Source organism: Stenotrophomonas sp. 22385 (assembly GCF_052045085.1).
Lineage (GTDB): Bacteria > Pseudomonadota > Gammaproteobacteria > Xanthomonadales > Xanthomonadaceae > Stenotrophomonas.
Genome location: NZ_JBQEOG010000006.1, coordinates 311892 through 337144, shown reverse-complemented (window position 1 = coordinate 337144; position 25253 = coordinate 311892). Strand labels below are relative to the sequence as shown.

Annotated in this window: 22 protein-coding genes; 15 read left to right on the top strand and 7 right to left on the bottom strand. The window is 67.0% G+C overall.

The features are described 5' to 3' along the window. Positions 1–207 precede the first annotated feature (207 nt). From prpE to ACTJI4_RS13155, 3 genes are all read left to right on the top strand, one after another. Complete coding sequence (gene prpE, locus ACTJI4_RS13165) at positions 208–2085, top strand: propionate--CoA ligase (RefSeq protein WP_440869567.1); 1878 nt, start codon at positions 208–210, stop codon at positions 2083–2085. Positions 2086–2311: 226 nt separating this feature from the next. After that, complete coding sequence (locus tag ACTJI4_RS13160) at positions 2312–2806, top strand: hypothetical protein (protein WP_392914878.1); 495 nt, start codon at positions 2312–2314, stop codon at positions 2804–2806. A 67-nt stretch (positions 2807–2873) separates the two neighbouring features. Next, positions 2874–3917, top strand: a complete 1044-nt coding sequence (locus ACTJI4_RS13155; protein WP_440869566.1) for a suppressor of fused domain protein — start codon at positions 2874–2876, stop codon at positions 3915–3917. A gap of 18 nt (positions 3918–3935) precedes the next feature. Here ACTJI4_RS13155 and ACTJI4_RS13150 read toward each other — a convergent pair whose 3' ends face one another. The 5 genes from ACTJI4_RS13150 to ACTJI4_RS13130 form a co-directional block, all read right to left on the bottom strand. Further along, a complete protein-coding gene (locus ACTJI4_RS13150) occupies positions 3936–4547 on the bottom strand; it encodes a glutathione S-transferase N-terminal domain-containing protein (protein WP_392914883.1) in 612 nt (203 codons plus the stop codon). A gap of 89 nt (positions 4548–4636) precedes the next feature. Further along, positions 4637–5095, bottom strand: coding sequence for a cell wall hydrolase (locus ACTJI4_RS13145; RefSeq protein ID WP_392914885.1), 459 nt, complete (start codon positions 5093–5095; stop codon positions 4637–4639). Between the two features lie 428 nt (positions 5096–5523). Then, positions 5524–7557, bottom strand: coding sequence for an oxidoreductase (locus tag ACTJI4_RS13140; protein WP_440869565.1), 2034 nt, complete (start codon positions 7555–7557; stop codon positions 5524–5526). Between the two features lie 90 nt (positions 7558–7647). Beyond that, positions 7648–8259 carry a membrane protein YczE gene (gene yczE / locus ACTJI4_RS13135; RefSeq protein WP_392914890.1) on the bottom strand — a complete coding sequence of 204 codons (612 nt, stop codon included), beginning with the start codon at positions 8257–8259 and terminating at the stop codon, positions 7648–7650. Between the two features lie 99 nt (positions 8260–8358). Further along, positions 8359–9384 (bottom strand): zinc-binding alcohol dehydrogenase family protein, encoded by a 1026-nt coding sequence (locus ACTJI4_RS13130; RefSeq protein ID WP_392914893.1) that lies wholly within the window; start codon positions 9382–9384, stop codon positions 8359–8361. Between the two features lie 371 nt (positions 9385–9755). Between ACTJI4_RS13130 and ACTJI4_RS13125 the strand changes: the two genes are divergently transcribed. From ACTJI4_RS13125 to ACTJI4_RS13110, 4 genes are all read left to right on the top strand, one after another. Continuing rightward, the gene (locus tag ACTJI4_RS13125; RefSeq protein ID WP_440869564.1) at positions 9756–10850 is read left to right on the top strand and encodes an OmpA family protein; all 1095 of its coding nucleotides are present in this window, start codon (positions 9756–9758) and stop codon (positions 10848–10850) included. A gap of 180 nt (positions 10851–11030) precedes the next feature. Continuing rightward, complete coding sequence (locus ACTJI4_RS13120; RefSeq protein WP_392914899.1) at positions 11031–11549, top strand: hypothetical protein; 519 nt, start codon at positions 11031–11033, stop codon at positions 11547–11549. Positions 11550–11568: 19 nt separating this feature from the next. Then, entirely contained in the window at positions 11569–12408 is an 840-nt protein-coding gene (locus tag ACTJI4_RS13115) for a pseudouridine synthase (protein ID WP_440869563.1), read from the top strand. A 56-nt stretch (positions 12409–12464) separates the two neighbouring features. Further along, positions 12465–12809, top strand: coding sequence for a hypothetical protein (locus ACTJI4_RS13110; protein ID WP_440869562.1), 345 nt, complete (start codon positions 12465–12467; stop codon positions 12807–12809). Positions 12810–12869: 60 nt separating this feature from the next. Here the strand turns inward: ACTJI4_RS13110 and kbl are convergent, their stop codons facing one another. Further along, positions 12870–14081: a glycine C-acetyltransferase gene (kbl, locus tag ACTJI4_RS13105; protein ID WP_440869561.1), complete on the bottom strand. Its 1212-nt coding sequence runs from the start codon at positions 14079–14081 to the stop codon at positions 12870–12872. Between the two features lie 148 nt (positions 14082–14229). On the opposite strand from kbl, the gene ACTJI4_RS13100 reads away from it, so the two are divergent. Next, positions 14230–14931, top strand: coding sequence for a TorF family putative porin (locus tag ACTJI4_RS13100; protein WP_282247309.1), 702 nt, complete (start codon positions 14230–14232; stop codon positions 14929–14931). Between the two features lie 116 nt (positions 14932–15047). Here ACTJI4_RS13100 and tdh read toward each other — a convergent pair whose 3' ends face one another. After that, positions 15048–16070, bottom strand: coding sequence for an L-threonine 3-dehydrogenase (tdh, locus tag ACTJI4_RS13095; RefSeq protein ID WP_392917504.1), 1023 nt, complete (start codon positions 16068–16070; stop codon positions 15048–15050). A gap of 159 nt (positions 16071–16229) precedes the next feature. Between tdh and ACTJI4_RS13090 the strand changes: the two genes are divergently transcribed. The 7 genes from ACTJI4_RS13090 (at position 16230) to ACTJI4_RS13060 (ending at position 25024) form a co-directional block, all read left to right on the top strand. Then, complete coding sequence (locus ACTJI4_RS13090) at positions 16230–18395, top strand: S46 family peptidase (RefSeq protein WP_440869560.1); 2166 nt, start codon at positions 16230–16232, stop codon at positions 18393–18395. Positions 18396–18748: 353 nt separating this feature from the next. Beyond that, entirely contained in the window at positions 18749–19393 is a 645-nt protein-coding gene (locus ACTJI4_RS13085) for a histidine phosphatase family protein (RefSeq protein WP_392914915.1), read from the top strand. A gap of 50 nt (positions 19394–19443) precedes the next feature. Further along, positions 19444–20718 carry a bifunctional tetrahydrofolate synthase/dihydrofolate synthase gene (gene folC, locus ACTJI4_RS13080; protein WP_392914918.1) on the top strand — a complete coding sequence of 425 codons (1275 nt, stop codon included), beginning with the start codon at positions 19444–19446 and terminating at the stop codon, positions 20716–20718. A 101-nt stretch (positions 20719–20819) separates the two neighbouring features. Next, the gene (locus ACTJI4_RS13075; RefSeq protein WP_440869559.1) at positions 20820–21851 is read left to right on the top strand and encodes an SPOR domain-containing protein; all 1032 of its coding nucleotides are present in this window, start codon (positions 20820–20822) and stop codon (positions 21849–21851) included. A gap of 15 nt (positions 21852–21866) precedes the next feature. After that, positions 21867–22664 (top strand): CvpA family protein, encoded by a 798-nt coding sequence (locus ACTJI4_RS13070; protein ID WP_392914924.1) that lies wholly within the window; start codon positions 21867–21869, stop codon positions 22662–22664. A 29-nt stretch (positions 22665–22693) separates the two neighbouring features. After that, entirely contained in the window at positions 22694–24160 is a 1467-nt protein-coding gene (purF, locus tag ACTJI4_RS13065) for an amidophosphoribosyltransferase (RefSeq protein WP_440869558.1), read from the top strand. Positions 24161–24232: 72 nt separating this feature from the next. Continuing rightward, on the top strand, positions 24233–25024 hold the full coding sequence (locus tag ACTJI4_RS13060) for a ferritin-like domain-containing protein (RefSeq protein WP_440869577.1): 792 nt from the start codon (positions 24233–24235) through the stop codon (positions 25022–25024). Positions 25025–25253 lie beyond the last annotated feature (229 nt).

Genomic DNA, 25253 nt, shown 5'->3' with positions numbered 1-25253 from the left:
CCCTTGGAGGCGAAGTAAAGGAGGAGGTGTCGGCCTCTGGCCGACGCCGGGGGACATTCGCCGGAAAGGGTATGGGGGCCCGGCGCTCGATTCACCGGCACCCGCGTTTGATCCAGAACGCGCGCGCACCGTACGACCAAGGTAGGACAGTTCGTCCGCCGCCATCGGACTATGCTCGATCCCATGACTTTGTCTGGGAGGGCTGTCATGCGTTACGAAGATGTCTACCGGCGATCGGTGGAGGAACCCGAAGCGTTCTGGGCCGAGGAAGCGCACCGGATCTATTGGCATGTACCGCCGCAGCAGATCCTCGATTACAGCAACCCGCCGTTCCGACGCTGGTACGTGGGCGGCCAGACCAACCTCTGCTACAACGCCGTGGACCGGCACCTGGCCGAACGCCCCGACCAGCTGGCGCTGGTGGCCATTTCCACCGAAACCAACGTCACCCGCGAGATCACCTATCGCGAGCTGTACCGCGAAGTGAACGCGTTCGCCGCCGTGCTGCAGCGGCTGGACGTGCAGCGTGGCGACCGCGTGGTCATCTACATGCCGAACATGGCCGAAGCAGTGTTCGCCATGCTCGCCTGCGCGCGTATCGGCGCGATCCATTCGGTGGTGTTCGGTGGGTTTGCCGCGCACAACCTGGCGCTGCGCATCGACGATGCCGCGCCCAAGCTGCTGATCGCCGCCGATGCCGGCAAGCGCGGCGGCAAGGTGATTCCGTACAAGGCCATGGTGGATGCCGCCTGCGCCGAGGCGCAGTCGCCGCCGCCGCACGTGCTGATCGTGTCGCGGGGGCTGGACCCGGCAGAACCGAGGGTGGCGGGCCGCGACGTCGACTACGCCACCCTGCGCGACGAAGTCGGCGACCAGGACGTACCGGTGGTGTGGCTGGAATCGAGCGAGCCCAGCTACCTGCTGTATACCTCCGGCACCACCGGCAAGCCCAAGGGCGTCCAGCGCGATGTCGGCGGTTACGCGGTGGCAATGGCGCAGTCGATGGAAACCGTGTTCGACTGCAGGCCGGGCCAGGTGATGTTCTCCACCTCGGACGTGGGCTGGGCCGTGGGCCATTCCTACAACGTGTATGGCCCGCTGATCGGCGGCTGTACCTCGCTGCTGTACGAAGGCCTGCCGACCCACCCGGATCCGGGCATCTGGTGGGCACTGTGCGAACAGTACGGCGTGCGCACGCTGTTCTCCTCACCCACCGCGATCCGCGTGCTGAAGAAGCACGATGCCGACTTCATCCGTCGCCATGACCTCGACGCACTCAAGTACGTGTTCCTTGCCGGCGAACCGCTGGACGAACCCACCGCGCACTGGATCAACGATGCGCTGGGCAAGCCGATCATCGACAACTACTGGCAGACCGAAACCGGCTGGCCGGCGCTGACCCTGCTGCCGGGCGTGGACCTCAAGCCGGTGCGGTTCGGCTCGCCGGGCTTCCCCAACCTCGGTTACCGCATGAAGGTGATCGACGAGAACACCGGCGCAGAAGTGCAGGCCGGGCAGAAGGGCGTGCTGGTGATGGTGCCGCCGCTGCCACCGGGCTGCATGAGCACCGTCTGGAACGACGACGAGCGCTTCATCCAGAGCTATTTCAGCCACTTCAAGGAACTGCTGTACAGCTCGCTGGACTGGGCGATCCGCGACGAGGATGGCTACACCTTCATCCTTGGCCGCACCGACGATGTGATCAACGTGGCCGGCCACCGGCTGGGCACGCGCGAGATCGAGGAATGCATCTCCGGGCACCCGCTGATAGCCGAAGCGGCGGTGATCGGGGTCAAGGACGAACTCAAGGGCCAGGTGCCCCTGGTGTTCGTCACCCTCAAGCAGGCCGTGGAGGGCGACGGCAGCGCGGTGGTGGCCGAGATGATGCAACGGGTCACCCAGAGCCTGGGTGCGGTCGCGCGCCCGGCGCATATCCACCTGGTCAACGCCCTGCCCAAGACCCGCTCGGGCAAGCTCCTGCGCCGTTCACTGCAGGCCCTGGCCGAACACCGTGACCCGGGCGACCTGTCCACCCTGGACGACCCCGGCGCGCTGGATGAGATCCGCCGAGCGCTCGGGCGGTAACGCCCAGCGCGCCGGCTTGCAGCCCGCCGCGGCGTGCTGCGGTGCATTATCCGCCGCGCGGGACCTCGGGTAAGCTGCCGGGGTGTTCGTTGTGGGCCCGATGCGCGACACGCCGGGGATGGCGTGCGCTGCCGGGGCCGGTGTCTGGACGAACGCAAGGGGGCGTACGGGTTCCGGTCATCGCCGGGGCCGTGCGTGCAGGGGGACCAGGTAACAGGGGGAACACATGGCGTACATCCATGCCAAGACGGCCGCTGGCCGTCAGGAAATCGAAGACCGTGCGCGCCGGCTGGTGCCGGGGTTGCGCTCCATTCTGCTGATGGTGGATGGTCAGCGCGATGACAACGAATTGACCGCGATGTTGCCCGGGCTGCGCGCCCCGGACGACGCGCTGGCCCAGCTGGCGGAGATGGGCCTGATCGAGGTGGTGGGCGGCGCGCTGGCGCCGGCCGCGCCACGGGCGCTGACCGCCGGTCGCGAACAGGACCCGGTGCTGTACAGGCAGTTGTACGACTGGATGAGCGAATCGGTCCGCAGGCATCTCGGCCTGAAGGGCTACTTCATGCAGCTCAAGATCGAGCGCTGCACCGATGCGGCCAGCCTGGAAAAGCTGTGGCCGGAAATGGCCGCCGCCGTATCCAAAGCGAAGAGTCCTGCATTGGCCACCCGCTGGCTGGAGGAAACCCGCGCGCTGCTGCACAGCGATACGCAGCCGGCCTGACGGCAGCGCCGCAGCGCGGGTGTGATTGGCGTACATTGGCGTCCTTCCGGGACCCCAGGAGCAGCGCGTGGACGAACAGGACAACGGTACGCCGGGCTGGGACGCGATCAACGCGGCCCTGGCCGCGCTGTATCCGGGGCAGGAGCCACGCCACTACGGCACGGCATTGCCGTATACGCTGGGCGGCCGTGATCCGCTCGATGGCATCAGTGTGTACCGCGCCGACCGACCGCGTCCGCATTGGCACTACGTGACCTACGGCTTTTCCGAGCTGTATGACAAGCAGATCGAGGACATCGACAGCAGCGGCTTCGGGTTCGAGCTGACTTTCCGCCTCGCCGCCGGGATCGGCGAAGAGAATCCGCCGATCTGGCCGATGAACCTGCTGCAGAACCTGGCGCGCTATGTGTTCGGCAGCGGCAATGTGTTCGAGGCCGGGCACCACATGAATGCCAACGGTCCCATCGCATTGGACACCGATACCTGCCTGCGCCACCTGGCGTTCATGCCTGATCCGCAACTGCCGGCGCGGGCCACGCCCAATGGTCACTTGGCGTTCCTGCAGGTGATCGGTCTGAGCGACGATGAGATGGCGGCAATCAAACGCTGGTCGACCGATGGGGTGCTGCAGGCGCTCGAGCCGCGCATGCCGCTGTGGATCACCGACCTGCACCGTGCCAGTCTGCTGGATGATCCGGCGCTGGTGCGGCAGCTGCAGGCGGGCAGCGAACGCGAAGGGTCCAGTACCGCAGTCCTGTTCGTGGAGACCTTGGAGTGGCGCGAAGAAGGCGACCAGATCGTGCTGGTGCTGGGTGCCGGGCAGGTGCCCAATGTGCTTGAACTGCTGCCGCTGCGCCTGCGCCATGGTCACCCGCTGACCATCGTCAGCCGCGAGCGCGAATGGGAGTTCGCGCCCGGTGACCGCGATGTCGTGAGCAAGGTTGGGGAGGGCATGCGCTGCACACTGAGCGCGCAGGGACTGGACACGCTGGAGCAGCGGGTGCGTGCAGAGCGCGGGCGCTACCCGGTACCGGGCACGGCGCTGGTGGTGGACGTGGTGCCGACCGCGCTGCGCGATGCGCAGGACAACGTGGTGCGCGAGATCGGCTGATCGCGCGCACCACAGCCCTCAGTGCAGGCCTTCGGCCTTCAGCGCGGCCTGCACGCCGGTGTCGGCTTCCATCCGGGTCTTGAACGCAGCCAGGTTGTCCAGGCCGGTCAGGTCGACCTTGGCGCCGGCCGCCCAGCGCAGGGTGATGTAGAAGTAGGCGTCGGCGTAGCTGCGGAAGCCGGCCAGCCAGGGCTTGTCGGCCAGCTGGCGGTTGGCGGTCTCGAACAGGCCGCGCAGGCGCTTGCGGGCCGCGTCGCGGATCGCGTCGTACTGGCCGTCATCGGCGATGAACTTGGCCGGTGCGAACAGCGGCGAGAACGCCGGGTGCACGTCCGAGTTGACGAAGGCCAGCCAGCGGTTGGCTTCAGCGCGCTGCTGCGGGCTGCCATCGCCGCCCAGGCCGGCCTGCGGGTAGCTGTCGGCGATGTAGCCCATGATGGCCGCGTTCTGGGTCAGCACGAAGCTGCCGTCGACGAGGGTCGGCACCGAGCCGGCCGGATTGATCGCAAGATAGGCCGGGGCCTTCAGGGTGTCCTTGTCGAGCAGTTCCACCTCGAACGGCTGGCCGGTCCATTGCAGGGCGATGTGGTCGGCGGTGGAGCAGGCACCGGGCTTGCTGTACAGCTTCATGGGGAACTCCGTGGGAATGCAGGAAAGGTAAGCGGCCCACTATTCCAGAGCCGGCCCCGCATCCTCAACGGTATGGCCGTAACAGATCGTTACGACGCGCGTGGCTTGAGTTTCTGCACGCGATAGAACGTGTGGTCGCCGATGGTGGCCACCTGGTAGGCGTTGCGCCAGCTGGGGCTGGCGATGGCCAGCGCGGCGAAGTGGCTGGCGCCGGGCACGATTTCCTTGCGCTCGCCTTCCGGCAGCGCCCAGTTGCGCTCGGCATCGAAGGCCACGGTCATGGCTTCTTCCCAGGCATCGGCGTTGCCCAGCTGGGTGCCCGGCGCCACGATGGTGGGGGCGAACTGTTTGCGCGCGGTGACCACCTTGCACATCGAATCGCCCCACAGGCCGCTGTCCAGGCGGCGCAGCGCCACCTCCGCAACGGCCTGCTGGCCGCGCAGGGTCTGGTCACGGGCTTCGAGGTAGACGGTCGTGCTCAGGCACAACGAATCGGCGGCCGGCTGGGGCAGCAATTGCGACAGCCAGAGAATCCAGGCCAGTTTCATAAATCTCCTTGCTCCGTATGGGCCGCACCTGGCTGTCCGTCCAATCAACGTGATCGGGGGCGCGAGGTACGACTTGGCGTCATGGGGAGGCGGCCATCGGGGCCGCCCGGAAGCGGCACCCGGAAGACGTGGGGGCCGCGCGCTCACTCGAACTGGGTGGTGAGCGGGAAAGTTGGCGCACGATAGGGGGGCATTTCGCAACGCATCCTGAACCGAAAGGCTTGACATTCAGGTTCGGACGGGGGGCGTTTTCGCCCATTCAGGTGACGACCAACGGTCGTCACCTACCGTAGAAGGGCATCGCCCAACCGGTTTCCAATGCGGGCAGGGCACGCAGGGAATGGCGGCGCCATTCCTGACGTCGCTTGTCGACGGCCCGGAGGGGCCCGCCGGTGGCGGGCATATCGTTGGTCGTGCCCTCGGCCAACTCAGAGCGCAGCCGCCAGGCGGCTGCCCTGGTTGATCGCGCGTTTTGCGTCCAGTTCCGCGGCTACATCGGCGCCGCCGATCAGGCGCGCATCCACGCCTGCGCCCAGCAGCGCGGCATGCAGGTCGCGGCGCGGCTCCTGGCCGGCGCAGATCACCACGTGGCTGACCGGTAGCGTCTGTTGCTGGCCATCAATGCGGATGCGCAGACCATCGTCGTCCACCCCCAGGTACTCCACCCCGCCAAGCATCTTTACGCCCTTGGCCTTGAGCGTGGCGCGGTGGATCCAGCCGGTGGTCTTGCCGAGCCGCGCGCCGGGCTTGCCCGGGCTGCGCTGCAGCAGCCACACCCTGCGCGCGGGCGCTTCGGGCTGCGGCCGTGCGAGGGCACCGCGTGCCTCGAAGTGCGGGTCCACGCCCCATTCGGCCATCCAGCGTGCCGGATCCAGCGCAGGCGACGGCCCCTCATGCACCAGGAACTCGCCCACGTCGAAGCCGATGCCACCTGCGCCGATGATCGCCACCTCTGCGCCGACCTTCACCCTGCCCAGCAGGACGTCCAGGTAACTGACCACCTTGGGGTGGTCGGCGCCGGGGAAATCGACCTGGCGCGGGGTGATGCCGGTGGCGACCACCACTGTATCGAAGCCGCCCAGGCTGGCCACGTCGGCCACCGTGTCGAGCTTCACGTGGACCCCGGTTTCCTCCAGCTTGTGGCGGAAGTAGCGAAGCGTCTCATGGAATTCTTCCTTGCCGGGAATCCGCTTGGCCACGTTGAACTGGCCGCCGATCTCGCTTCCTGCGTCGAACAGGGTAACGGCGTGGCCGCGTTCGGCCGCAACCGTGGCACACGCCAGCCCGGCGGGACCAGCGCCGACCACCGCGACCTTCTTCGGAGCGGTGGTGGGGCGGTAGACCAGTTCGGTTTCATGCACCGCGCGCGGGTTTACCAGGCAACTGGCGGTCTTGTTCTCGAACACGTGGTCCAGGCAGGCCTGGTTGCAGGCGATACAGGTGTTGATGGCGTGCGCGCGGCCGGCGCGTGCTTTGTTGGCCCATTCCGGGTCGGCCAGCAGCGGCCGCGCCAGCGACACCATGTCCGCGCCGCCGCCGGCCAGGATGTGTTCGGCCACGTCGGGCATGTTGATGCGGTTGGTGGCGATCACCGGCACGCGCACGTGCGGTTTGAGCTTGGCGGTGACCCCGGCGAAGGCCGCGCGCGGCACCGAGGTAGCGATGGTGGGCACGCGCGCCTCATGCCAGCCGATGCCAGAGTTGATCAGGGTGGCGCCGGCCGCTTCAATCGCCTTGGCCTGCTGCACGATTTCATCCCAGTTGCTGCCGTCCTCGACCAGGTCGACCAGTGACAACCGGTAGATGATGATGAAATCCGGGCCGCACGCTTCGCGGATGCGGCGCACGATCTCCACCGCGAACTGCATGCGCCCGGCGGCGTCGCCGCCCCAGCGATCGCTGCGCAGATTGGTGCGCGGAGCGATGAATTCGTTGATCAGGTAGCCTTCCGAACCCATCACCTCCACCCCGTCGTAGCCCGCTTCGCGGGCCAGCCGCGCGCTGCGCGCGTAATCGGCGATATGTCGTTCCACCCCGCGTGCCGACAGCGCCCGCGGGGTGAACGGGTTGATTGGCGCCTTCTTCTTCGACGGCGCTACTGACAGGGGGTGGTAGGCGTAGCGCCCGGCGTGCAGCAGCTGCAGGCAGATCCTGCCCTCATGCGCATGCACCGCCGCAGTGAGCTGGCGGTGCGGACCCACTTCCCACGGCCAGGACAGCTTGCCGCCGAATGGCTTGAGCCAGCCCACCACGTTGGGCGCATAGCCGCCGGTGACGATCAGCCCGACCCCGCCTGCCGCGCGCTCGGCGAAATAGGCCGCCAGTCGCGGGAAGTCACGGGCGCGGTCCTCCAGTCCGGTATGCATCGACCCCATCAGGATACGGTTGCGCAGGGTGGTGAAGCCCAGATCGAGCGGGGCGAACAGATGGGGGTAGGCAGGGGATTCGGCGGCTGGCGACATGAAGATACGCTTGCGTACGGTAAGCGGTGAAGGTTGCCCCGGATTGCCCCTGCACGCAAGGCCAATGCGGGGGCCTCGCGCTCCGGAGCGCTACGGTGCAGCTGCAGCTGTGGGGCGTTTGACAGCACCAAACAGGGGAAGGGTATAGCCGCACAGGGGGCCGATCAGCAGTGCGAAGGCGAGGGTGCCCAGACCGACGTCGCCGCCCAGATACCAGCCGATCACCAGCACGGTGCCTTCGATCAGGCTGCGCACGATCCAGATCGGCCAACCGGTGCGGGCGTGCAGACCGGTCATCAGGCCATCGCGCGGGCCAGGGCCGAAGCGGGCGCCGATGTACAAGCCGGTGGCGACCGCCACCAGCAGCAGCCCCAACGCGAACATCGGCACCTGCCACAGCAGCCCGTGCACCTCCGGCAGCAGCCACAGACCGAACTGCGCGCTGGGGCCGATCAACAGCACGTTCAGGACGGTGCCAAGTCCAGGCTTCTGACGGATGGGCCACCACAACAGCAGTACCAGCGCGCCGATCACGTTGGTGGCCACGCCGAACGAGAGCGGGGTCTGCAGCGCGATGCCCTGGGACAGCACGTCCCAGGGCGCCACGCCGATCGCGGCGCGGATCATCACTGCCGCCCCCATGCCGTACAGGAACAGGCCGATCAGCAGTTGCAGCAGGCGCAGAGGCAATGAGGTGGGCATGGCGGCGTCATCGGCAGGGCGTTTGACTGTAGGGCGCGCGCTGCCGCGCCGACAGATACAGATGCACTCGAACGCGTGCGTACACCCACGCGCCGGTACTCACTCCCAGCCGGAGAGGACCAGTTTGCCGGTGACACCACCGCCCTCCAGAAGGCGATGTGCTTCACGCAGGTTGGCGGCATTGATGCTGCCCAGCGAGGTATGCGCGGTGCTGCGCAGTTCGCCGGCGTCGACCAGGCTGGCCACCCGGTTGAGGATGCGGTGCTGTTCCACCATGTCGGTGGTCTGGAATCGCGATCGGGCGAACATGAACTCCCAATGGATGCCGATGCATTTGGCCTTGTAGGGATCGCCGATGCGCAGTGGTCCACGCGGTTCCACGACGAGGCCCACATGCCCCTGCGGCGCAAGCAGTTCGCCCAGCACTTCCCAGTAGTGGTCGGTGTCGGCCAGGTTCAGGGCCACGTCCACCTGCGCGATGCCCAGCGCCTGCAGTTGCGCCGGCAGCCACTGGCGGTGATCCACCACATGGTCGGCGCCCATCCGACGACACCATTCCGCCGATGCGTCCCGCGACGCGGTGGCCACCACGGTGAAGCCGGCATGGCGTGCCAATTGAATCGCGATGGAACCCACGCCGCCGGCGCCTCCGATGACCAGCAGGGTCTGGCCAGTGTGGCGTCGATCATCGAAATGCAATGGCATGCGCTCGAACAACAGTTCCCACGCGGTCAACACCGTCAGCGGAAGCGCCGCTGCCTCGGCGAAATCCAGCGTGGTCGGCTTGCGTCCCACAAGGCGCTCATCCACCCATTGCCATTGCGCATTGCTGCCGGGCCGGGTGACATCGCCCGCGTAATACACCTCGTCACCGGGGGAGAACGCGGTGACCTCGGGGCCGACCGCATCGACAATTCCAGCCGCGTCATAGCCGAGGATGCGCGGCGGCGACACTTCACCGGCGCGGGGCGCGCGCTGCTTGGTGTCGACCGGGTTGACCGAAACGGCCTGCACGCGCACCAGGAGGTCGGTTCCCAGCGGCGCGCCGGGTTCAGGAATCTGCAGATCACGCAGCGCATCGGGGTGGTCGATGGGCAGGTAATGCGTGAGGCCTACGGCTTTCATGGCGGCTCCCGTGGAGGTGAACACCTTCATCATACGGACGCTTTTGAACCTGTTCTGCAGCTGAATAAGCAGCATGCGACAAACTGCATCAAATACTGTGGCGGGGCCTTGAAAACTCTGGGAAAGTTCCGAAAACCCTTGTCATTGCTGGGTCTTGCGGAAGTTCACCAACCTGTATAGGGTGCCACCAGCTGGACCCGGTGGAGGTCTGGTGGCCGATTTCACATGTTACGTGACCGTTAACATCGCCTTCACTCCCCTGAGCATAATGTTCGCGGCGGTGGCGTGCTGAATCGGCAGTCTTAAACGACGCAGTAGTGCTGGCCCATGCCTCTACCGGTTTCATACCCCCGAAATAGGAGCTGTATTACATGAACAAGAAGATCCTCACTGCCGCGCTGCTGGGCGGCCTGGCGTTTGCCCAGGCAGCCTCCGCGCAGGATTTTGATGACCGCTGGTACCTGACCGGTTCGGCCGGCTTCAACTTCCAGGATAGCGACCGTCTGACCAACGACGCTCCGTTCGTTACCCTGGGCCTCGGCAAGTTCATCAGCCCCAACTGGTCGCTGGACGGCGAGCTGAACTACCAGAACCCGAACTTCGACGACAACCAGGACCTGAACTGGAGCCAGTACGGCGCCTCGATCGACCTGCGTCGCCACTTCATCTCCGAAGGTCGTGGCTGGAACCCGTACCTGCTGATGGGCCTGGGCTACCAGAAGTCGGAAGAGGAATACAACAACTTCCCGTCGCCCGACAGCCCGGGTGAGCGCAAGGACGGCAACTTCGCCGCCAAGCTCGGCGTCGGCCTGCAGACCACCTTCGAAAAGCGCGTTGCAGTCCGCGCCGAAGTGGCCTACCGCGGTGACTTCGACGACAAGAGCGTTTCCGCTCCGGACGAAAGCTGGTTCGGCGACGTGCTGGCCTCGGTCGGCGTCGTGATCCCGCTGGGCCCGGCTCCGGTGGCTGCTGCTCCGGCTCCGGCTCCGGTTGCGCCGAGCTGCGCAGACCTGGATGACGACGGTGACGGCGTCAACAACTGCGACGACAAGTGCCCGGATTCGCAGCCGGGTCAGACCATCGGTCCGGACGGTTGCCCGGTGCCGGTCTCCATCGACCTGAAGGGCGTGAACTTCGACTTCGACAAGTCGACCCTGCGTCCGGACGCCGTGGCGATCCTGTCCGAAGCCTCGCAGATCCTGAGCCGTTACCCGGATCTGAAGGTTGAGGTTGCTGGTCACACCGACTCGAAGGGCACCGACGAGTACAACCAGAAGCTGTCCGAGCGTCGCGCCACCGCCGTGTACGACTACCTGACCAAGAACGGCGTTGCCGCTTCGCGTCTGGTGGGCCCGATCGGCTACGGTGAGAGCCGTCCGATTGCCCCGAACACCAACCCGGATGGTTCGGACAACCCGGAAGGCCGTGCGAAGAACCGTCGTACCGAGCTGAACGTCCAGAACTGATCCTTCTGGTAATACAGCTTCAGAACAGGGCCCGGCACTGCCGGGCCCTGTTTTTTTTTGCGCCATGCGCGAAATCAGCAATAAATCCAACAGGTTGCCGTATTCATTGAATGTGGGATCTTGAAAGCCGTTGTGGCGCTGTTAAACTCGGCGCGTCGACCTCTTCCCTGGATGCATCCCATGCTGCGTATTGCACTGGCCGCCGCGCTTGGCCTGGCCCTGGTTCCCACCGCCTACGCAGCCGTGGATTGCTCGGCTTCGGCCACCAGCGTCAAGCCGCTGCCGTTGCCGCCCACCGCGATTGCCCCGGTGGCGTCCGAGCTCTACATCCGCAATGTGCAGCTGGGCATGCCCGCGGGTGTGCTGACCTCCAACTTTGACCAGCAGCAGTCGCTGGACCGCGTGCTGCAGCGCCTGCGCATCGACGGCTGCCAGAACATCGCCAAGGCGATGCCGGGTGCGCCGGCGATCAAGCCCAACGATCCGGCTGCCTACAAGCCGCAGACGGAATTCGACAACACGCCGTGGCGCTTTGACATGAGCCAGAACGGCAAGCGCATGACCGCCGACGAGTTCGACGCCTGGATGAAGTCGCGCGGCGTGCGCGTGGTCAAGCCGCGTGCGGCCGCCGCCGCGGCGCCAGCACCTGCGCCCGCCGCCGAGGCACCGGCTGATACCAAGCCGGGCGGCAAGAAGTAAGCAACGCGCGCGGCGCCCGATGCGTAACCGTCGACCTCCAGCCGCGCCAACCGCTCGACCACGCCGCGACCCGCGGCGTGCGTCCGCGTCCGCCACACCTGCGACCCATGCCGGCACCGCGCCGCGCCATGGCCTGGCCCGCGTGCTGTCCAAGGCGGGATTGTGTTCGCGCACCGAAGCGGCGCGCTGGATCGGCGAGGGCCGGGTGACGGTCGATGGGCGCACCATCAACAACCCCGAATTCCCGATCATCGACGGCCGCCACGTGGTGCGGGTCGATGGCCAGCCATTGGATGCACCGCGCCGCCTGCACATCGCGCTCAACAAGCCGCGCGGGCTGGTCACCACCGCGCAGGACGAACAGGGCCGCGACACCGTGTACCGCTGTTTCGATGGGGCGGGACTGCCGTGGCTGGCGCCGGTCGGGCGGCTGGACAAGGCCAGTGAAGGCCTGCTGCTGTTCAGCAACGACCCGCAATGGGCTGCGCGGCTGACCGACCCCAGCACCGGGCCGGACAAGACCTACCACGTCCAGATCGATGCCATTCCCGATGCCGCGCAGCTGGCCGCGCTGTGCACCGGCGTGGACGACGACGGCGAATTCCTGCGCGCCCGCCAGGCACGCCTGCTGCGCAGTGGCGACAAGACCGCCTGGCTGGAAGTGGTGCTGGAAGAAGGCCGCAACCGCCACATCCGCCGGCTGCTGGCGGCCTTCGACATCAACGTACTGCGGCTGGTGCGCGTCGGCATCGGCCGGCTGCCGCTGGGCACGCTGGCCAAAGGCGCCTGGCGCGAACTGGAGCCGCACGAACTGGACCTGCTGACCGCCACGGCCGATGTGGCCGTGGCCGATACCTGAGATTGGGCAAGGGATGGCCTGCGACCGAGATTCCGTCCACTACCGGGAGTAATGCCATGCACGCCCACCCCTTTACCCGTTCCCTGCTGCGCAGCACCTGGCTGCTGGTGCCTGCCGCGCTGCTCAGCGCCTGCGGCGGCCACAAGGAGGTCGCCAAGGCACCGCCGCCGGCGGTGACCGACACGATCGTGGAGATACAGCCCACCGAGCGCGATGGGCGTGGCGCCTACCGCTTCCACATGAGCAACGGTGAAAAGCGCATGAGCGCCGACGAGTTCGATGCGTGGATGAAGGCCAACGGCATCCGGGTGGCCAAGGGCAACCCGAATGCGGCGCCGGTGGCCAAGCCGGTGGTGGTGGCGAGCAAGGAAGACGCCAAGGGCAAGAAGAAAAAGAAATGACGCGCGATGCGCGTCATTCCGGATGTTGCATGGTGCCCGACAGCGGGGCAGCGCCCCGTTCTAGGCTTTGATGACGCCCAGCTCCAGGCCGATCCGGGTGAACGCGTCGATCGCCCGGTCCAGGTGCGCGCGGGTATGCGCGGCGCTGATCTGGGTGCGGATGCGGGCCTGGCCCTTGGGCACCACCGGGAAGAAGAAACCGATCGCATAGATGCCTTCCTCGAGCAGGCGCTCGGCGAACTTCTGCGCCAGTGGCGCGTCGTACAGCATCACCGGGCTGATCGGATGCACACCCGGCTTCACGTCGAAGCCGGCAGCGGTCATCTTCTGGCGGAAGTAGGCGGTGTTGTCGGCCAGGGTGGTGCGCAGGTCATCGGCGGCCGCGAGCATGTCGAACGCCTTGATCCCGGCGGCAACCACGTGCGGCGGCAGCGAATTGGAGAACAGGTACGGGCGCGAACGCTGGCGGAGCAGCTCGATCACTTCGGCGCTGGCGGTGGTGAAGCCGCCCAGGGCGCCGCCCATGGCCTTGCCCAGGGTGCCGGTGATGATGTCGATCTTCTCCAGCACGCCCTTGACCTCGGCCGAGCCGCGGCCGGTGGCGCCCAGGAAGCCGGTGGCATGGCATTCATCGATGTGGACCAGCGCGTTGTACTTCTTCGCCAGCGCGGTGATCTCATCCAACGGGGCGATGAAGCCGTCCATCGAGAACACGCCGTCGGTGGTGATCAGCTTGGTGCGGCAGCCGGCGGCATCGGCTGCCTGCAGCTGGGCTTCCAGGTCGGCCATGTCACAGTTGGCATAGCGGAAGCGCTTGGCCTTGCACAGGCGTACGCCGTCGATGATCGAGGCGTGGTTGAGCGCGTCCGAGATGATGGCGTCGTTCTCCCCCAGCAACGGCTCGAACAGACCGCCGTTGGCGTCGAAGCAGGCCGCGTACAGGATCGTGTCCTGCTTGCCGAAGAAGCTGGCAATCTGCTGCTCAAGCTGCTTGTGCAGGTCCTGGGTGCCGCAGATGAAGCGCACCGAGGCCATGCCGAAGCCGTGGCTGTCCAGCGCGTCCTTGGCCGCCTGGATCAGGTCCGGGTGGTCAGCCAGGCCCAGGTAGTTGTTGGCGCAGAAGTTGAGCACCGTGCGGCCGTCGTCCAGGGTGATCTCGGCAGATTGCGGGCTGGTGATGACGCGCTCGGACTTGAACAGGCCCTGGGCGCGGATCGCTTCCAGTTCCTCGACATAGTGCTGGGTGAGCGGGGCGGTCGGGGCATCGGTCATGGCAGGCGGTCATCGGCACGGGAAAAGCGGGATTTTACAGGGCCGCGCAGGAAACGGTTGCAGATGGGATTGTTGCAACGCAATATCAATCAGGTTAAAAATCCGTAAACACGCGCTGCATCCACCCCACGTCCAGGAGAGACCCCGCATGAACCACGCCACGCGCTGTACCGCCGCCGCTGTGCTCTGCGCCGCCTTGCTTGCCCCGTTTGCCGCCAGCGCCCAGGACGAGGCCGAATCGCCGTTCAGCTGGAACGTGACCGGCGTGTCCGATTACGTGTTCCGCGGTGTCTCCCAGACCGACGAAGATCCGACCGTGCAGGCCGGCTTCACCTACACCTCGCCAGTCGGCCTGTACGCCGGTGTGTGGGGTTCGGGCGTGGACTTCGGGGACGGCGGCCCGGATGCCGAAGTCGATTACTTCATCGGCTACGGCGTGGACGTCACCGACAGCGTCAATTTCGACGTGATGCTCAATCACTACAGCTACCCTGGTTCGAGCGAACTGGCCTACACCGAGCTGATCACCAAGACCAGCTTCGCCGAGCACTACAACGTGACCGTGGCCTACACCAACGATGTCTGGAACACCGACACCGATGGCTGGTACTTCGCCGCCGGCACCGAGTGGGCGCTGCCGAACGAGTTCAACCTGACCGCCAACGTCGGCCGCAGCACCTTCAAGGACAGCGTCGCCCAGGACTACACCGACTGGAACGTCGGTGTGAACCGCACCTGGGGCCTGTTCACCCTGGGCCTGGGCTACTACGGCACCGACGGCAACGGCCGCGACAACTCCGGCAAGCTGGCCGACAACCGCGTGGTGTTCACGGTTGCCGTGGGGCAATAACGCGCGCTGGATCACCAAAGAAAAAGGCACCCGATGGGTGCCTTTTTCGTACCGACCAACGGTCGGTACCTACCGCAATCTGGTAGGTCACGACCGTTGGTCGTGACCTCGCGGCATCAGTTCCAGCTCAATACCACCTTGCCGGCCTTGCCCTGTTCCATCAGGTCGAAGCCCTTCTGGAACTCGTCGATCGGCAGCTGGTGGGTCATCACCTTGCCAAGCGGGAAACCGGACAGCACCAGCTGGGTCATCTTGTACCAGGTCTCGTACATCTTGCGGCCGTAGATGCCCTGCACGGTGAGGCCCTTGAAGATGATCTTGTCCCAGTCGCAGCCGGCGCCGCGGGGCATGATGCCGAGCATGGCGATCTTGCCGCCGTGGTACATGCAGTCGAGCATGTCGTTGAACGCGCGCGGGTTGCCGCTCATTTCCAGGCCCACGTCGAAGCCCTCCATGTGCAGTTCCTTCATCACGTCCTTCAACGAGGTATTGGCCACGTTGACCACACGGGTGGCGCCCATGTCGGCAGCCAGCTTCAGGCGGAAGTCGTTGACGTCGGTCACCACTACGTTGCGCGCGCCGATGTGCTTGCAGATACCAGCAGCGATGATCCCGATCGGGCCCGCTCCGGTGATCAGTACGTCTTCGCCGATCACGTCGAATTCCAGCGCGCAGTGCGCGGCATTGCCGTACGGGTCGAAGAAGGCGGCCAGCTCGGACGGGATCTGGTCGGGGATCGGCCACAGGTTGCTGGCCGGCATCACCATGTATTCGGCGAAGGCGCCGTTGACGTTCACGCCGATGCCCACGGTGTTGGGGCACAGGTGCGGACGGCCGCCCCGGCAGTTGCGGCAGTGGCCGCACACGATGTGGCCTTCGGCCGATACGCGCTGGCCGATGTCGTAGCCGGTCACGCCCGGACCGATGCCGGCGATGCGGCCGACGAACTCATGGCCGATGGTCAGGCCCGGCTTGATCGTGCGCTGGCTCCATTCGTCCCACAGGTAGATGTGCAGGTCGGTGCCGCAGATGGCGGTCTTTTCCAGCTTGATCAGGACCTCGTTCGGGCCCGGCACCGGTACCGGTACTTCTTCGAGCCAGATGCCCTTGGCGGCTTCACGCTTGACCAGGGCCTTCATTGTTTGCTGCGCCATCGGGGTGGAACTCGTCAGGGGGAAAGGCGGAATTATAGGCCCGGCGGGGGGCCGGGCATGTTGCGGTGCGGTCCGTGACTTTCGGCCGGCAGGGCCGGCGGGGGACCCCGCTACAATCGGCGGTTCATTCACCAGGGGCCGCTCATGCGCTCGAACCTGCTTGCTTTCTCCGTCGTCGCCAGCCTTGCGCTGGTCCAGGCCGCCCATGCCGCTGAGGGCATGTGGGTGCCGCAACAGCTGCCGGAGATTGCCGGGCCGCTCAAGCAGGCCGGCCTGAAACTCTCCCCGGAACAGATCTCCGACCTGACTGGCGACCCGATGGGCGCGGTGGTCGCGCTGGGCGGCTGCACCGCCAGCTTCGTCTCCCCGCAGGGCCTGGTGGTGACCAACCACCATTGCGCCTACGGTGCGATCCAGCTTAATTCCACCGCCGAGAAGAACCTGATCAAGGACGGCTTCAACGCGCCGACCCTGAAGGATGAACTGAGCGCCGGCCCGAACGCGCGCGTGTTCGTGCTCGACCGGATCACCGACGTCACCGACCAGGCCAAGGCCGCCATCGCCGCCGCCGGGAAGGACCCGCTGGCCCGCACCCGCGCGCTGGAAGCGTTCGACAAGGCACAGACCGCCGCGTGCGAGGCCGAAGCCGGCTTCCGCTGCCGCCTGTACAGTTTCTCTGGCGGCAACACCTACCGCCTGTTCCGCAACATGGAAATCAGGGACGTGCGCCTGGTCTACGCGCCCCCGGGCAGCGTCGGCAAGTTCGGCGGCGACGTCGACAACTGGATGTGGCCGCGCCACACCGGCGATTTCTCGTTCTACCGCGCCTACGTGGGGAAAGACGGCAAGCCGGCCGCCTTCTCGGCTGACAACGTGCCGTACCAGCCCAGGCACTTCCTGAAGTTCGCCGACCAGCCGCTGGGCGCCGACGACTTCGTGATGGTGGCCGGCTACCCGGGCCGCACCAACCGCTACGCACTGGCCGGTGAGTTCAACGAAACCGCCGACTGGACCTATCCGACCATCGCCCGCCACTACAACGCGGTGCTGGCGCTGATCGACAAGGCTGGCAAGGCCGATGCGGACGTGAAGGTGAAGTACGCCGCCACCGCGGCCAGCATGAACAACGTGGCCAAGAACTACGCCGGTCAGCTGGAGGGCTTCAAGCGCATCGACGCAGCCGGCCAGAAGCAGGCTGAAGAGGCCGCCGTGCTGGCCTGGCTGAAGAAGCAGGGTGCTGCCGGCAAGCCGGCGCTGGCCGCGCACGCGCAGCTGATCAAGCACCTGGATACCAGCAAGTCCACCCGCGAGCGCGACCTGTTCGTGGGCCAGTTCAACAACACCTCCGCCGTGGGTGCCGCGCTGGCCTTGTACCGCCTGTCGATCGAGCGCGCCAAGCCCGATGCCCAGCGCGAAGCGGGCTACCAGGAACGCGACCTGCCGACCATCGAAGGCAGCCTGCGCCAGATGGACCGCCGCTACGTGGCGGGCATGGACCAGCAGCTGCAGCAGTACTGGTTGAACCAGTACGTGGCGCTGCCGGCCGCCCAGCGCAGCAACGAGGTGCTGAACCAGTGGCTGGCCGGCAGTGATTCCGCCGCCGTGGACGGCCTGGTCAAGAAGCTGTCCGGCACCAGACTGGGCAGCCTCGACGAGCGCCTGACCTGGTTCAAAGCCGACCGCGCCGCTTTCGAAGCCAGCACCGACCCGGTCATCCAGTACGCGGTGGCCACCATGCCGGCGCTGCTGAAGCTGGAAGAGCAGAAGAAGACCCGTGAAGGCGAATCGCTGCTGGCGCGCCCGGCCTACCTGCAGGCGCTGGCCGATTACAAGAAGAGCAAGGGTGAGTTCGTCTACCCGGACGCCAACCTGTCGCTTCGCATCACCTTCGGCAACGTGATGGGCTATGCGCCAAAGGACGGCGTGGCCTACACCCCGTTCACCACGCTGGAAGGCATCGTCGCCAAGGAAACCGGCGCCGATCCGTTCGATTCGCCCAAGCCGCTGCTCGATGCGGTCAAGGCCAAGCGCTACGGCGGCCTGGAAGACAAGCGCGTCGGCTCGGTGCCGGTCAACTTCCTGTCCAACCTGGACATCACCGGCGGCAACTCCGGCTCGCCGGTGCTGGACGCGCACGGCAAGCTGGTCGGCCTGGCCTTCGATGGCAACTGGGAATCGGTCAGCTCCAACTGGGTGTTCGACCCGGTGATGACCCGCATGATCGCGGTGGACAGCCGCTACATGCAGTGGATCATGCAGGAGGTGGCGCCCGCGCCGCAGCTGCTGAAGGAACTGAACCTCACTCCGTGAGGCGCGGTTCCTGATTGCCGGCCAACGGCCGGCGCTACTGTCAACGAACCCCGCGGCAACGCCGCGGGTTTTTTTTCGCGCTGGATCAAACGCGGCTGCCGGTGAATCGAGCGCCGGGGCGGCATACCCTTTCCGGCGAATGTCCCCCGGCGTCGGCCGGAGGCCGATGCCGGGGGACATTTGCACAGGGGCCTGCCGGCCGCGGCGGGGCCCCCAACGCCCGCGATGAACCTGATCGAAGACGGAGGAAGAACCGTTTGCTCGGCAAGGTATGATGGCCGCTCCCCCACGATCATTCACATCATGTGAACGATTGCGACTGTTCTCCTCTCCCCCAAGGACCTCTAGTTCGCATGCGCATCCTGCTTGCCCGCCACGGCGAAACCCCCTGGAATGCCGAAGGCCGTTACCAGGGCCAGATCGATATCCCGTTGTCGCCGATCGGCGAAGCCCAGGCCCAGGCCTTGGGTGAACGCCTGAAATCGGTGGACATCACCCGTGCCGTCGCCTCGCCGCTGTCGCGCGCGCAGCGCACCGCGCAGCTGGCCCTCGGTGCCGACCGCGCCGACATGCTGCTGACCGAACCGGAGCTGCAGGAAATCGCCCACGGTGAGTGGGAAGGCCTGCTGGCCAGCGAAATCAACGAAAAAGACCCGTCGCGCCTGCAGGCCTGGCGCGACGAGCCCGATACGGTGCTGATGCCCGGCGGCGAATCGCTGCGGTTGGTGCTGGACCGCAGCTGGCGCGGCCTGGCCCGCGCCGCCGAAGGGCTGGGCGAGCACGACACGCTGCTGGTGGTGGCCCACGACGCAGTCAACCGGGTGATCCTGTGCCGGATCCTGGGTTTACCGCTGTCGCGTCTGTGGACCTTCCGCCAGGCGCCGACCACGCTCAATCTGCTTGAAGGCACGGACCTGGACAGCCTGGAAGTGGTGCGCCTGAACGACTGCGCGCATCACACGCCGTTCTTCGGCGAGGCCAAGCACCGGGCGCTGTGATCCACCCCGGTTTTCCGCTTTCCGTTCCACGACCACCACGATCCATCGCCATGACGACCACCCGCCCGCATACCCTCGCCGATTGGCTCAGCTACATCGAGCAGCAGCACCCGGCCACCATCGACATGGGGTTGGAACGCGTACGTGCGGTGGCCACCGCCATGAGCCTGGGCCAGCCGGCGCCGCGCACCATCGTGGTGGGCGGCACCAACGGCAAGGGCTCCACGGTGGCCTTCATCGAGGCGATCGCGCGGGCGGCCGGCTGGAAGGTCGGGGCCTACACCTCGCCGCACCTGCTGCATTACAACGAGCGTGTGCGCATCGACGGCGAAGACGCCTCCGACGCGGCGCTCATTGCCGCCTTCAACGCCATCGAAGATGCGCGCGGCAGCACCACGCTGACCTACTTCGAGTACGGCACGCTGGCCGCATTGCACCTGTTTGCGCAGGCCGGGCTTGACCTGGCCGTGCTGGAAGTGGGGCTGGGCGGACGCCTGGACGCGGTCAACATCGTCGATGCCGACGTGGCGGTGATCACCACCGTGGACATCGACCATGCCGAATGGCTCGGCGAGGACCGCGAAACGATCGGCGCGGAAAAGGCCGGCATCATCCGTGGCTGGAAGCCGGTGATCCTGGGGGAGACCGATCCTCCATCAAGCGTGCTGGCGCGTGCTTACCTGCTGGGCGCCAATGCGATCCGAGGCGGCAGCGATTTCTTCGCCGACGTCATCGATGCCCAACGCTGGGCGTGGCGTGACGTGGGTTTCCGCATCGAACTGCCGATGCCGGCGTTGCGCGGCCCGATCCAGCTGCGCAATGCCGCGTCGGCCATTGCCGCGCTGCGCGCGCTGGACAAGCCGCTGCCGCGTGCGGCCATCGGCGAGGGCGTGTCCCAGGCCCGCATCCGCGGCCGTCTGCAGGCGTTCGAGCGCGATGGCGTGGAGGTGCTGGTCGATGTCGGCCACAACCCGCAGGCCGCGCGCGAGCTGGCGGCTGCCCTGAAGGCCGCAACGATCACCGGGCGTACCGTGGCCGTGTTCGCCGCATTGCAGGACAAGGATGCCGTTGGTGTGGTCGAGGCACTGGCCGACCGCGTCGATGGCTGGCACCTGGCCGGGCTGGAAGGTGCGCGCGCACAGAGCGCAACGGCATTGCTTGCCCGTCTGGCCGGTACCGCCGCCGCCGATGCGGCCACCCATCAAGATGTGGATACTGCGTTGCAGCAGGCGCTGTCGGCGGCCGGGGCCGGCGACCGCGTGCTGGTCTTTGGTTCCTTCCATACCGCCGCGCAGGCCCTGCTGTGGCTCGAGAACGCCCGCTGAGGCGGGCAGCAGACGACAACGTTCAGCCGTCTTCGACGCCGCACACGCGTGCGCCCGTATAATCGCCGTGGCATTCCGCCGCGCCGCCCTGCCTGCCTTCCGTGGATACTCCTCTGAAACAGCGACTGATTGGTGCCATCGTCCTGGTGGCGTTGGCCGTGATTTTCCTGCCCATGCTGGTGAAGGGGCCTGCCCCTGACAGTGGCGTGGCCAACGTGCCGATCACCGCGCCGGACGCGCCGGCCGATGGTCAGTTCCAGACCCGTGAACTGCCGCTGGTCGCCCCGACCGGTGGTGCCACCGGCCTGCAGAGCGGTGTGTCGACCACCCAGCCGCTGCAGCCCGACGCAGCCGCACCGGCCGAGCCGGCGGCGGCCGCCGATGCTTCGCCGGCCGTGGCCGCGGGCAACTACGCGGTCAGCTTTGGCGCTTACGGCAGCCAGGCCGACGCCAACGCGGTGATCGCGTTCCTGAAGAAGGCCCAGCTGCCGGGCTTCAGCGAACCGGCCACGATCAACGGCCGCCAGGCCTGGCGCGTGCGCGTGGGGCCGTATGCCGATCGCGCGCAGGCCGAAGCGGCGCGCCTGGAAGCGGTCAAGGTACGTAACGACGTCAAGGCCGAAGTAGTGACCCTGGACGCGCGCGCCGACACTGCCGGGGCTGCTGCTCCGGCGCCGACGCCGGCCGCGGCGACGGCACCGGCCGCATCCAGCGCCGCTGCCGCACCGGCAGCCGCCACGGTGAAGACCGAAACGCTGCCGCCGGAACCGGTGGCGGCCAAGCCGGCACCCAAGCCGGAAGCGCCCAAGCCGGAGCCGAAGCCGGCGACGGCCAAGCCCGAACCCGCCACCGCGGCCGCCAAGCCCGTGGCCGTGCCCGCCGCACCGGCGGCCAGCAGCGTCGGCTTCGCCGTGCAGCTGGGCGCGTTCGGCCAGGCGACCGAAGCCAACGCCCTGCGCGACAAAGTGCGCGCGGCCGGCTTCAGCGCGTTCGTGGAGCAGGTACGTACCGACAAGGGCACGCTCAACCGCGTGCGCGTCGGCCCGGTCGCCAACCGTGCCGAGGCGGAGAACCTCAAGGCCCAGGTTGCGTCGAAGGTCGGCGTGGCCGGCATGGTCCGGCCGCACCCCTGATGCGGCCCCCCGCACATGGTTGATTTCGTGCTGCTGGCGGTGATCGGCATCTCGACCCTGCTCGGGGTGATGCGCGGTTTCGTCAGCATCGTCATCAGCACGTTCTCGTGGCTGCTGGGCGGCTGGGCCGCCCTCATGTTCGGGCGCAGCGCCGCGGCCTGGTGGTCGGCGCCGGCCGCGCCCGGCACCGGTCACTATTTCGCGGGCTACCTCACCGTGTTCCTGCTGGTGATGGTCTCGGTCTGGGCCATCGGCCTAGTGATCCGCCAGGCGGTCCGCTCCACCAGCCTGAACGGTGCCGACCGCATGATGGGCGCGGGCCTCGGCCTGGCCCGGGGTGGGCTGATCGCCTGCGCGCTGCTGCTGGTGGGCTCGTACACCCCGCTGACCCGCGAGGCCACCTGGCGCGATTCGCACCTGCGCGCGATGCTCGACCCCGGGGTGGGCTGGATGCAGGCGAAGATGCCGCGCATGCCGGCGCTGCCGCAGATGCCCGGTTTGAAGGACATGCAGGGCCTGCAGGGGATGCCGATGGCCCTGCCGGAGGTGAACATGGCGCAACTGCCCATCGGAGAGTTGGGCAAGCCGGGCGCGACAGGCGATAATGGCGTCCTTGGCCAGCTGCTGGGTGGTCGCGGATGGCCGCGACCGCTGGATGAGACCCCGCAGCAGGCGGTGGACCCCGCCGATGTGTGGGCCAACCAGGCACGGCCAGGCTCCCCCCAGAACATCGACCCGGCGCTCGTGCGCCCGGACGACACCGCTCCGGCACGGAGCGGTTCCCCCGGCCAGGCACGGCCACCTTCACAGTAGATGGGCCCAGCCCAGCGGAGATTCGCACCATGTGTGGCATCGTCGGTATTGTCGGCAACCAGAACGTCGCCGGGCAGTTGTATGACGGCCTGACCGTCCTCCAGCACCGTGGCCAGGACGCGGCAGGCATCGCCACCGCCGATGGCACCCGGCTGCGCGTGCAGAAGGCCAACGGCCTGGTGCGCGATGTGTTCGACGCCAAGACCATGTCCACCCTGGAAGGCCGCGTCGGTATCGCCCATGTGCGCTACCCGACCGCCGGTTCGGAAGGCATGGACGAGGCGCAACCGTTCTACGTCAATTCGCCCTACGGCATCGCGCTGGCCCACAACGGCAACCTGATCAACACCGAGGCGCTGCGCCAGCAGGTGTTCGAACAGGACCGCCGCAACGTCAACACCGATTCGGACAGCGAAGTGCTGTTGAACGTGTTCGCTTTCGAGCTGGACGCGCAGCGCCAGCTGACCCCGGAGGCGGCGATCCGCGCGGTGGCCGGCGTGCACCGCCGCTGCAAGGGCGGTTATGCGGTGATCAGCGTGGTGCTCGGCCTGGGCCTGGTCGCCTTCCGCGACCCGCACGGGATCCGCCCGCTGGTGCTGGGCAAGCGGGCCCATGCCGAAGGTGATGAGTACATCGTGGCCTCGGAATCGTCGGCACTGGACGTGCTGGGCTTCCAGCGCGTGCGCGATGTGCGCCCGGGCGAGGCGCTGGTGATCACCGGGCGTGGCGAGCTGTTCTCGGAAGTGTGCGCCGAGCCGGCCGAGCACAGCCCGTGCATCTTCGAGTACGTGTACTTCGCGCGCCCCGATTCGATGATCGACAACGTGTCGGTGCACAAGGCGCGCATGCGCATGGGCATCAAACTTGGCGAGAAGATCCTGCGCCTGCGCCCGGACCACGACATTGACACCATCATCCCGATCCCGGATACCTCGCGCGATGCGGCGCTGGAGATCTCCAACGTACTCGGGGTGAAGTACCGCGAAGGCTTCATCAAGAACCGCTACATCGGCCGTACGTTCATCATGCCGGGGCAGGGCGAGCGGGTGAAGTCGGTGCGCCGCAAGCTCAACCCGATCCATCTGGAGTTCCGCAACCGGGTGGTATTGCTGGTGGACGACTCGATCGTGCGCGGCACCACCAGCCAGCAGATCGTGCAGATGGCGCGCGACGCCGGTGCGCGCAAGGTGTACCTGGCCAGTGCGGCGCCGCCGGTGCGATATCCCAACATCTACGGCATCGACATGCCGGCGGCCGAAGAGCTGGTGGCGCACAACCGCAGCGTGGAAGAGATCGAGGCGCACCTGGGCTGCGACTGGTTGATCTACCAGGACATCGAGGACATGGAAGCAGCGGTGCGCGAAGGCAACCCGGAGCTGAAGTCGTTTGATTCGTCGTGCTTCAACGGCGTGTACCCGACCGGTATCGAGCCGGGCTATTTCGAACGCATCCAGCAGTTGCGTTCGGACGATGCCAAGCACAAGCGCCGCGCCTGAGGCGTGCCGGTGAGCGCGACGTTGCCGCAGGACGAGGCGGCCGGTGACCTGCTGCGCGCGGCGCAGCAGTGCATGGCCGAGGCGGACCCGCTGCGCAAGGTCGCGCTGACCCAGCACTATGCGGCGCAGTTCCGCGCGGGGAAGTTGAAGGTGCGCGCGGATGCGCCGCCGCCCGAGCCGATCTGCATGCCGGGGCGGCCGCCGCAGCTGCAGCTGGTGCATCCGCGCGAGGTGCCGCGGCGCGGGTTGGGCAATGCGGAGGGGCGCGCGGCGTTCATCCATGCGATCGCGCATATCGAGCTCAATGCCATCGATCTGGCGTGGGATGCGGTGTATCGCTTCCGCGGGCTGCCGGGGTCGTTCCATGCGGACTGGGTGGGGGTGGCCGATGACGAGTCGCGTCACTTCCTGCTGTTGCATGGGCGGTTGCAGGCGCACGGGCACGATTACGGCGATTTCGCCGCGCACAACGGGCTGTGGGAGATGTGCGAGAAGACGGGGCACGATGGCCTTTCGCGAATGGCGCTGGTGCCGCGCGTACTGGAGGCGCGCGGGCTGGACGTGACGCCGGGGATGATCATCAAGCTGCGTTCGGCCAATGATCATGCGACGGCTGATGTACTGGAGATCATCCTGCGCGAGGAAGTGGCGCATGTGGCGGCAGGGACGCGCTGGTACCGCTGGTACTGCGAGCGTGCCGGTGTGGAGCCTCGCGCACGCTTCATCGCGCTGTTGAAGGAATATGCCAACGGGTTCCTGTATGGCCCGTTCAATCTCGAGGCGCGGCTCTTGGCTGGCTTCGAGCAGGACGAGCTGGCGGACCTGATCGAGCAGGCGGGTCGTACGCCTGGGCCTTCTAATTAGGTTGCAGTCGTTGCTGTTGTGCCGGGCGTTGCCCGGCTTCATGCATTTTGGGGAACAGCCGGTGGTTCGTGAACTTCCGGTTTGGCGGGTCGGTGCGGGTTTGCGGGGGACGCCGTAAACCCATCCATGGGGGCTTGGTCGCGGCATCCATGCCGCTCACACCCCCGCAAACCCGCACCGACCCACCTTCGACGGTGTACCGGTGGCCCGGGGAACGGCGGGTTGCGGA

Excerpts from the sequence above, each read along its gene's own strand:
- prpE (WP_440869567.1), top strand. The coding sequence starts at position 208 with ATGCGTTACGAAGATGTCTACCGGCGATCGGTGGAGGAACCCGAAGCG.
- ACTJI4_RS13160 (WP_392914878.1), top strand. The coding sequence starts at position 2,312 with ATGGCGTACATCCATGCCAAGACGGCCGCTGGCCGTCAGGAAATCGAA.
- ACTJI4_RS13150 (WP_392914883.1), bottom strand. The coding sequence starts at position 4,547 with ATGAAGCTGTACAGCAAGCCCGGTGCCTGCTCCACCGCCGACCACATC.
- ACTJI4_RS13145 (WP_392914885.1), bottom strand. The coding sequence starts at position 5,095 with ATGAAACTGGCCTGGATTCTCTGGCTGTCGCAATTGCTGCCCCAGCCG.
- ACTJI4_RS13140 (WP_440869565.1), bottom strand. The coding sequence starts at position 7,557 with ATGTCGCCAGCCGCCGAATCCCCTGCCTACCCCCATCTGTTCGCCCCG.
- yczE (WP_392914890.1), bottom strand. The coding sequence starts at position 8,259 with ATGCCCACCTCATTGCCTCTGCGCCTGCTGCAACTGCTGATCGGCCTG.
- ACTJI4_RS13130 (WP_392914893.1), bottom strand. The coding sequence starts at position 9,384 with ATGAAAGCCGTAGGCCTCACGCATTACCTGCCCATCGACCACCCCGAT.
- ACTJI4_RS13125 (WP_440869564.1), top strand. The coding sequence starts at position 9,756 with ATGAACAAGAAGATCCTCACTGCCGCGCTGCTGGGCGGCCTGGCGTTT.
- ACTJI4_RS13120 (WP_392914899.1), top strand. The coding sequence starts at position 11,031 with ATGCTGCGTATTGCACTGGCCGCCGCGCTTGGCCTGGCCCTGGTTCCC.
- ACTJI4_RS13115 (WP_440869563.1), top strand. The coding sequence starts at position 11,569 with ATGCGTAACCGTCGACCTCCAGCCGCGCCAACCGCTCGACCACGCCGC.
- ACTJI4_RS13110 (WP_440869562.1), top strand. The coding sequence starts at position 12,465 with ATGCACGCCCACCCCTTTACCCGTTCCCTGCTGCGCAGCACCTGGCTG.
- kbl (WP_440869561.1), bottom strand. The coding sequence starts at position 14,081 with ATGACCGATGCCCCGACCGCCCCGCTCACCCAGCACTATGTCGAGGAA.
- ACTJI4_RS13100 (WP_282247309.1), top strand. The coding sequence starts at position 14,230 with ATGAACCACGCCACGCGCTGTACCGCCGCCGCTGTGCTCTGCGCCGCC.
- tdh (WP_392917504.1), bottom strand. The coding sequence starts at position 16,070 with ATGAAGGCCCTGGTCAAGCGTGAAGCCGCCAAGGGCATCTGGCTCGAA.
- ACTJI4_RS13090 (WP_440869560.1), top strand. The coding sequence starts at position 16,230 with ATGCGCTCGAACCTGCTTGCTTTCTCCGTCGTCGCCAGCCTTGCGCTG.
- ACTJI4_RS13085 (WP_392914915.1), top strand. The coding sequence starts at position 18,749 with ATGCGCATCCTGCTTGCCCGCCACGGCGAAACCCCCTGGAATGCCGAA.
- folC (WP_392914918.1), top strand. The coding sequence starts at position 19,444 with ATGACGACCACCCGCCCGCATACCCTCGCCGATTGGCTCAGCTACATC.
- ACTJI4_RS13070 (WP_392914924.1), top strand. The coding sequence starts at position 21,867 with ATGGTTGATTTCGTGCTGCTGGCGGTGATCGGCATCTCGACCCTGCTC.
- purF (WP_440869558.1), top strand. The coding sequence starts at position 22,694 with ATGTGTGGCATCGTCGGTATTGTCGGCAACCAGAACGTCGCCGGGCAG.
- ACTJI4_RS13060 (WP_440869577.1), top strand. The coding sequence starts at position 24,233 with ATGGCCGAGGCGGACCCGCTGCGCAAGGTCGCGCTGACCCAGCACTAT.